The 6632-nt window shown below is 71.7% G+C and carries 3 protein-coding genes and 2 pseudogenes; all 5 read right to left on the minus strand.

Going from position 1 to position 6632, the window contains the following annotated elements; translation table 11 throughout:
- Positions 1-585 (minus strand): annotated as a pseudogene (locus tag GQS09_RS25985) (pectate lyase); the annotation flags it as partial.
- A 367-nt stretch (positions 586-952) separates the two neighbouring features.
- Complete coding sequence (locus GQS09_RS25990) at positions 953-1195, minus strand: helix-turn-helix transcriptional regulator (protein ID WP_165989990.1); 243 nt, start codon at positions 1193-1195, stop codon at positions 953-955.
- Positions 1195-1686 (minus strand): DUF2975 domain-containing protein, encoded by a 492-nt coding sequence (locus GQS09_RS25995; protein WP_165989991.1) that lies wholly within the window; start codon positions 1684-1686, stop codon positions 1195-1197. Before GQS09_RS25995 ends, GQS09_RS25990 begins: the two co-directional genes overlap by 1 nt.
- 148 nt (positions 1687-1834) lie before the next feature.
- Complete coding sequence (locus GQS09_RS26000) at positions 1835-5941, minus strand: discoidin domain-containing protein (protein ID WP_243761798.1); 4107 nt, start codon at positions 5939-5941, stop codon at positions 1835-1837.
- A pseudogene (locus tag GQS09_RS30025) lies at positions 5896-6291 on the minus strand (ThuA domain-containing protein); the annotation flags it as partial. The gene GQS09_RS26000 and the pseudogene GQS09_RS30025, both read right to left, overlap by 46 nt.
- Positions 6292-6632 lie beyond the last annotated feature (341 nt).

Below are 6632 nucleotides of genomic sequence, written 5' to 3' on the forward strand. Positions count from 1 at the left end.
GTCGAACAGGCCGTCGAAGCCTTCGGACTCCCCGCCGGAGGCCTCCAGGGTGACGTGGTCGACCCAGACGTTGCGGACGTTGCTCTCCATGCCGATGGCGTCGCCGCCGTTGGAGGTGGGAGAGCCGGACTTCTTGACGTTCCGTACGGTCACGTTCTGGATGATGATGTTGCGGGATTCGCGGATGTGGATGCCGACCTGGTCGAAGAGGGCTCCGCTGCCGACCCCGACGAGGGTGACGTTGCTGATCTCCTTGAGCTCGATCACGCCGTCGGCGGTGTTGCAGCTGCTGCCGGACACCTTGCGGGTGTTGCCGTGGTTGATGGTGCCCTGCACCTCGATGGTGATCGGGGTGCTGCTGCTGGGCCGGTTGCACAGAGCCGCGTGGATCTCCGTCCCCGTCGTGGCCCGTACCGTCTGCCCGCCGGCACCGCCGGTGGTCCCGCCGTTCTGGGTCGCATAGCCGGTCGCGCTGCCGGTCGCCGCCGACGCCTCGTCAGTGGACAGCGCCACACCGGTCGCGGCGACGGCGATGACCGTCGTGGCCAGCGCTGCACCGAGTCGCCATGCTGATGAACGTTTCATCCTTGCCTTCTCTTTCGTCTTCCCATGCTGGGGCGCGGTCCTGCGCATCGACATGCGGAGTCCTCTCCGGGGGAGGTGGCGTGTGCTGAGGGAGGGGTTGGGGGCCCCTCGGTCCCCCGGCGTGCGGCCCGAGTCCTGCAACCGATTGCGTTACATCGCGGAAACAGAGTTGCCTCTTGGCTGTACAGTGTCAAGATGCGCGGCAGTGGAACGGGTTCTTCTGAAAGCGGAGGAAGGATTACCACAACAACCGATTGCATATTCCGCCGCGGTGAGCTGCCCTCTCACGCGGGTGGCCGGCCGCCGGGGGCCCGCGCCGGGCGTGCCCCGCGACGGCCCGGCGGCCGGGTCCGGTGGCGTGGACCGGCTACCGGTGTGCGTCCTGCGCGGTCTCCTCCGCCGGGCTTCCGGCCTGCCAGCGCAGCAGGTCTCCGGGCTGGCACTGGAGTGCCTCGCAGAGTGCGGCCAGCGTGGTGAAACGCACCGCCTTGGCGCGGCCGTTCTTGAGCACCGCAAGATTGGCGGGGGTGATCCCGACGCGTTCCGCGAGCTCGCCCACGGACATCTTGCGCCTGGCCAGCATCACATCGATGTCGACGACGATCGGCATCAGATCACCTCCTCCAGTTCGGCCCGCATCCGCGCGGCCTCCACATCGCGCGCGACGGCCTGGGCGAGCAGCATGCGCAGCACGAGCACGACGAGCGCGATCCCGAAGACCGCCAGGGACACCCCGCCCAGCAGGAGCACGATGCCCGGGGCCACCGCCTCGCCCGGCGCCAGGACCACGCCGAGCGCGAAGACCAGCGCCGAGGCCGCCAGGAACGCGCCGATCACGATGTGCACGTACCGGAACGCGGCGTGGGAGAACACTGTTCCGCGCCGCACCATGGTCACCAGCCGCCACACCGAGACCAGGACGATCTGGGCCGTCACGATGCCCAGGACCACGATCACCAGGATCGGGACGCGCCGGTCCGCGAGGCCGCTCTCCTCCAGGTCGGCGGCCAGCAGCGCCGCCATCACCGTCTGCACGAACACCGAGCCGGTGAGCAGTGCCACGAGCACGGCGCGCAGTGCAAGCACCGTCAGCTTTCCCATCGTTGCTCCTTCGATCGAAACACGATGGGAATCTATCGATATTCGATAAGGGTGGCAAGGGTGGGCCCCGCCCGCGGCACCGCCGGGCGGGCCGGGAGCCGGACGGGCCGCCCCGGGCGAGGAGTCCCCCCGCCCGGGGCGGCCCGGGTCAGCCGCCCCAGGCGGTCAGTTCCCAGAGCGAGTAGCCCCAGGCGGTGCCGCGGCCGGTGCCGTGGACGCGCAGGTGGCGGCCGGTGGCGTGGAGGCCGGTGTGGTCGTCGGTGCCGCCGTCGCCGCCGGTGACCGAGGTGACGGTGGTCCAGGTGTCGCCGTCGTCGGAGACCTGGATGCGGTAGTCCGATCCGTAGGCGGTCTCCCAGTCCAGCTCGACCCGGGTGATGGTGTAGGACTCTCCCAGATCCACCGTGATCCACTGCGGGTCGGAGAACTCGCTCGACCAGCGGGTGCCGGGGTCGCCGTCCACCGCGTTCGACGCGCCCAGCCCCGCCCCTTCGACGCTGGAGGCCGTCGCGGGCTTACCGGTGGTGAGCACCACCGGCTCGGGCTCGCCGGCCGTGCCGTAGACCTCCAGTTCCCAGAGCGAGTAGCCCCAGGCGGTGCCGCGGCCGGTGCCGTGGACGCGCAGGTGGCGGCCGGTGGCGTCGAGGCCGGTGTGGTCGTCGGTGCCGCCGTCGCCGCCGGTGACCGAGGTGACGGTGGTCCAGGTGTCGCCGTCGTCGGAGACCTGGATGCGGTAGTCCGATCCGTAGGCGGTCTCCCAGTCCAGCTCGACCCGGGTGATGGTGTAGGACTCTCCCAGATCCACCGTGATCCACTGCGGGTCGGAGAACTCGCTCGACCAGCGGGTGCCGGGGTCGCCGTCCACCGCGTTCGACGCGCCCAGCCCCGCCCCTTCGACGCTGGAGGCCGTCGCGGGCTTACCGGTGGTGAGCACCACCGGCTCGGGCTCGCCGGCCGTGCCGTAGACCTCCAGTTCCCAGAGCGAGTAGCCCCAGGCGGTGCCGCGGCCGGTGCCGTGGACGCGCAGGTGGCGGCCGGTGGCGTCGAGGCCGGTGTGGTCGTCGGTGCCGCCGTCGCCGCCGGTGACCGAGGTGACGGTGGTCCAGGCGTCGCCGTCGTCGGAGACCTGGATGCGGTAGTCCGATCCGTAGGCCGTCTCCCAGTCCAGCAGCACCCGGTCGATGGCGTAGGACTGCCCCAGATCCACCGTGATCCACTGCGGGTCCGAGAACTCACTGCTCCACCGCGTGGTGGACAGGCCGTCCACGGCCCCGGCACCCGCCAGGCCGGGGTTGCCGCCCTCGACGCTGGAGACGGTCACCGGGCGGCCCAGGGCCAGGTTGCGCGCGGGGTCCGGGTCCTCCACCGGCTCGGTGCTCAGGGTGAATTCGTCCAGGCGGAAGGCGTCCCCGCCGCTTCCCCGGAACACCAGGTACAGCGGCTGCGTGCTGGTGAAGGACTGCAGGGGCGCGGCGATGTCCGCGTAGGCGCCGGGCCCGCCGGTGGCGGGCACCTCGGCGCCGCCGAGCAGCGGGCCGGCCGCGGACCCGGCACGGAACTCGATGCGGCCGCCCGCCGTCGATGCGGCCACCCGGGCGCTGAACGACCGGATGCCGGTCAGGTTGTAGGGCTCGAAGGCGATCCAGTCGCCCTCGCCGATGCCGCCGACGGCCCGCGCGCCGTGGGCCGTGGCGCTGTCGACGGCCGTCACGCCCTGCGCCGAGGAGTAGTGCTCGGCCTGCCGGGTCGCCGGCTGCAGGACGCTCTGGGCCCGGGTGGTGAGGCGGCCCTCGCCGCCCACGCCGTGGTCGGTGTACTCGGCGTCGATGACGCCGAAGACATTGGCCGCACCGCCGTGCTCGCCGTCGGTGTTCACCTCCAGGGTGCCGGTGCACCCGGTGGTGTGGCCCAGGGCGTGGCCGTGCGAGTCGTGTCCGAGCACGTAGCTGACCGTCACCTCGGAGCAGTCGATGGTCCCGTCCTCCGGGTCGGACACCTCCACCTCGAACGGCACGGAGTCCCCCCACTGGAAGACCCGCCCGTCGGCCGGCATCCGGAGTTCCACCGTCGGCGCGGTGTTGCCGACGGTGATGGGCAGACTCGCGGTCGCCTGGTGCACGCCGTCCGACACGGTGAGGGTGGCGGTGTACCGGCCGTCCTCGGTGTAGGTGTGCGAGGGCCCGGTCCCGGTGGCCGGCGGGCTGCCGTCACCGAAGTCCCAGGAGTAGTCGAGCTCGTCGCCGTCCGGATCGGTGGTGCCCTCGGAGGAGAAGGTCACGGTCAGGGGGGCCGTGCCGGAGGTCCGGTCGGCGGAGACGGCCGCGATGGGCGCGCGTCCGTCGTCCCCGCTGACGTGCTCGATCCGGTACAGGCCCGCGTTCTCGTCGCCGTTGAACCAGCCGGTGCCGTAGTCCAGGACGTACAGCGCGCCGTTCGCGCCGAACTCCATGTCCATCACCTGGGTGCCGGACCACGGGAAGTCGTCGATGGCCGCGACGCCGCCGCCGGCGTCCATGGTGATGTTCTTGATCCAGCGCCGGCCGAACTCACCGGCGAAGTACTGCCCGTCGAACTGCGGCGGGAACTTGATCTCCGAGGGGGAGGCGGCGTCGTAGCGGTACACCGGACCGCCCATGGGCGACCAGCTTCCGTGTCCGAACTCGGGCGGCTCGTTGCCCGGGGCGTAGGGGATCCAGGCGGCCTGTGAAGGGGGCAGCTCGGTGATGCCGGTGTTGTTGGGGGAGTCGTTCTCGGGACCGCCGGCGCAGTCGTAGGCGCCCTGGGACGGGCCGTCGGGGAACACCCATTCGTGGTAGGGGTTGTTGAAGTTGTCGCAGTAGGGCCAGCCGTAGAAGCCGGGCTCCGTGACCCGTTCGAAGGACACGCTGCCCGCCGGGCCGCGCCGGCTGTCGGCCGTGCCCGCGTCGGGGCCGTAGTCACCGAGATAGACGATGCCCGTCGCGTCGTCCACGCTCATCCGGAAGGGATTGCGGAAGCCCATGGCGTAGATCTCCGGGCGGGTGCCCGGAGTGCCCGGGGCGAACATGTTCCCCTCGGGGATGGTGTACGTGCCGTCCGGCTGCGGCGTGATCCGCAGGATCTTGCCGCGCAGGTCGTTGCTGTTGGCCGAGGTGCGCTGGGCGTCATAGCCCGGGTTGCGGCCGGCGCGTTCGTCCAGCGGGCTGTAGCCGTCGGACTCGAACGGGTTGCTGTCGTCGCCCGTGGTCAGGTAGAGGTTCCCCGCGGCGTCGAAGTCCATGTCGCCGCCCACGTGACAGCACATGCCGCGGTCGGTCTCCACGTCGAGCAGCGTCACCTCGCTGTCCATGTCCAGGGTGTGGTCGGCGTTGACGGTGAAGCGGGAGAGCCGGTTGACCCCCTTGAAGGGCGCCATCTCCTCGGGCGTGCCGCCGGCCGGGGCGCCGCCCGGCGGCGTGGAGAGCCGCGGGGCGTAGAAGAGATAGACCCACCGGTTCGTCGCGAAGCCGGGGTCCGCGGCGATGCCCTGCAGGCCCTCCTCGTCATGGGTGTAGACGTCGAGCCGGCCGGAGACCGTGGTGTTCCCGGCGAAGTCGGTGTGACGCACGGTGCCGTCGCGCGAGGTGTGCAGCACGCCGCCGTCGGGCAGCACCGTCAGGCTCATCGGCTCGCCCACCTCGGCCCCGGTCCTGGCCAGCGCGACCTGCTGGAAGACGGGATCGTCCGGCGGTTCGGAGCTGCCCCCGCACTCGGGAGCGGGCGCGGCTCCGGCGACGCTCAGGATGCCGCCCAGGAGGTGCCGGCGGAACTGCGGCTCGCCGTAGGACTCGGCCGTGTGGCCGCCCCCGGTGTACCACGACCGGCCCCCGTCGTAGGCGTGGCACCAGGCGATGGGGTGGTCGCCGCCCATGTTCCCGCCGGTGTAGCTGCCCTCGTCGAGGGAGGCCAGGACGTGTACGTCGCCGCGCGGATTCTCCCGGTAGTTGTACCACTCGTCGAAGCGGCTCCAGGTGTCCGGCAGATGCGCGGTGGAGGGATGATCGGGGTCCTCGACGTGGAGGGTGGCCTGCTGGTTGTGCGGGTGGGAGTCGAACCAGGCGCCGACGAGCCCGCCGTACCAGGGCCAGTCGTACTCGGTGTCGGAGGCGGCATGGATGCCGGCGTAGCCGCNTCGGAGGCGGCATGGATGCCGGCGTAGCCGCCGCCGGCCCGGATGTAGCGCTCGAAGGCGGCCTGCTGGGCGGAGTCGAGGACGTCGCCGGTGGTGGAGAGCCAGACCACCGCCTCGTACTGCGCGAGGTTGGCGTCGGTGAACTGGGCGGCGTCCTCGGTGGCGGTGACGGTGAAACCGTTCTCGGCGCCGAGCTGCTGGATGGCGGCGATGCCCTCGTCGATGGAGTCATGGCGGTAACCGGCCGTCTTGGAGAAGACCAGGACGTCGAACTCGTCCTGGGCCTGGGCCGGCGGCGCGGTGACCGGGACGGTGAGGGCAGTCGTGAGCGCGATGAGCGCGGCGGGAAGCCGCAATCGTCTGGACAACGGCACGTCTGAGGTCCTTCCCGGGGATCCCGTGCGTGCGCCGGACGCGACGGGATGTGTCGTCCCCTGGGGGATCCGGCGTGCCACTGCCGAAGTCCTGAAGGGCTGTCGGACGATGATGGCGGGAATGCCGTGTACATGTCAATACGTCCGCCCGTGGAGCGCTCTCCCGGGCGGCTGCGCCCTGCGTCCATGCCCGGCGGGGTCCGGGTCCCGGACGGACCGCAGCCGGTCCGGCTGCCGCATGGCTCCGAGAACTGACGGCCGGCGGGGCCGCGGAGGGCGGTGCGGTGGTCGCCGCCGCCCGGGGCGCCGGGGCTGGGTGGCACTCGCGGTCGCCCGCGGACCGACGCGTCCACGGACGGACGACCAGCCCGCCGGCTCCCGGGCGGCGGCTTCCGGCCTGCGGGGGCGCCGTGGTGGCGCCG

This window comes from Streptomyces sp. YIM 98790, assembly GCF_011421595.1.
Lineage (GTDB): Bacteria > Actinomycetota > Actinomycetes > Streptomycetales > Streptomycetaceae > Streptomyces.

What these genes read in the sequence shown, in the direction of transcription:
- GQS09_RS25990 (WP_165989990.1), bottom strand. Translation starts at nt 1,195, where the DNA reads ATGCCGATCGTCGTCGACATCGATGTGATGCTGGCCAGGCGCAAGATG.
- GQS09_RS25995 (WP_165989991.1), bottom strand. Translation starts at nt 1,686, where the DNA reads ATGGGAAAGCTGACGGTGCTTGCACTGCGCGCCGTGCTCGTGGCACTG.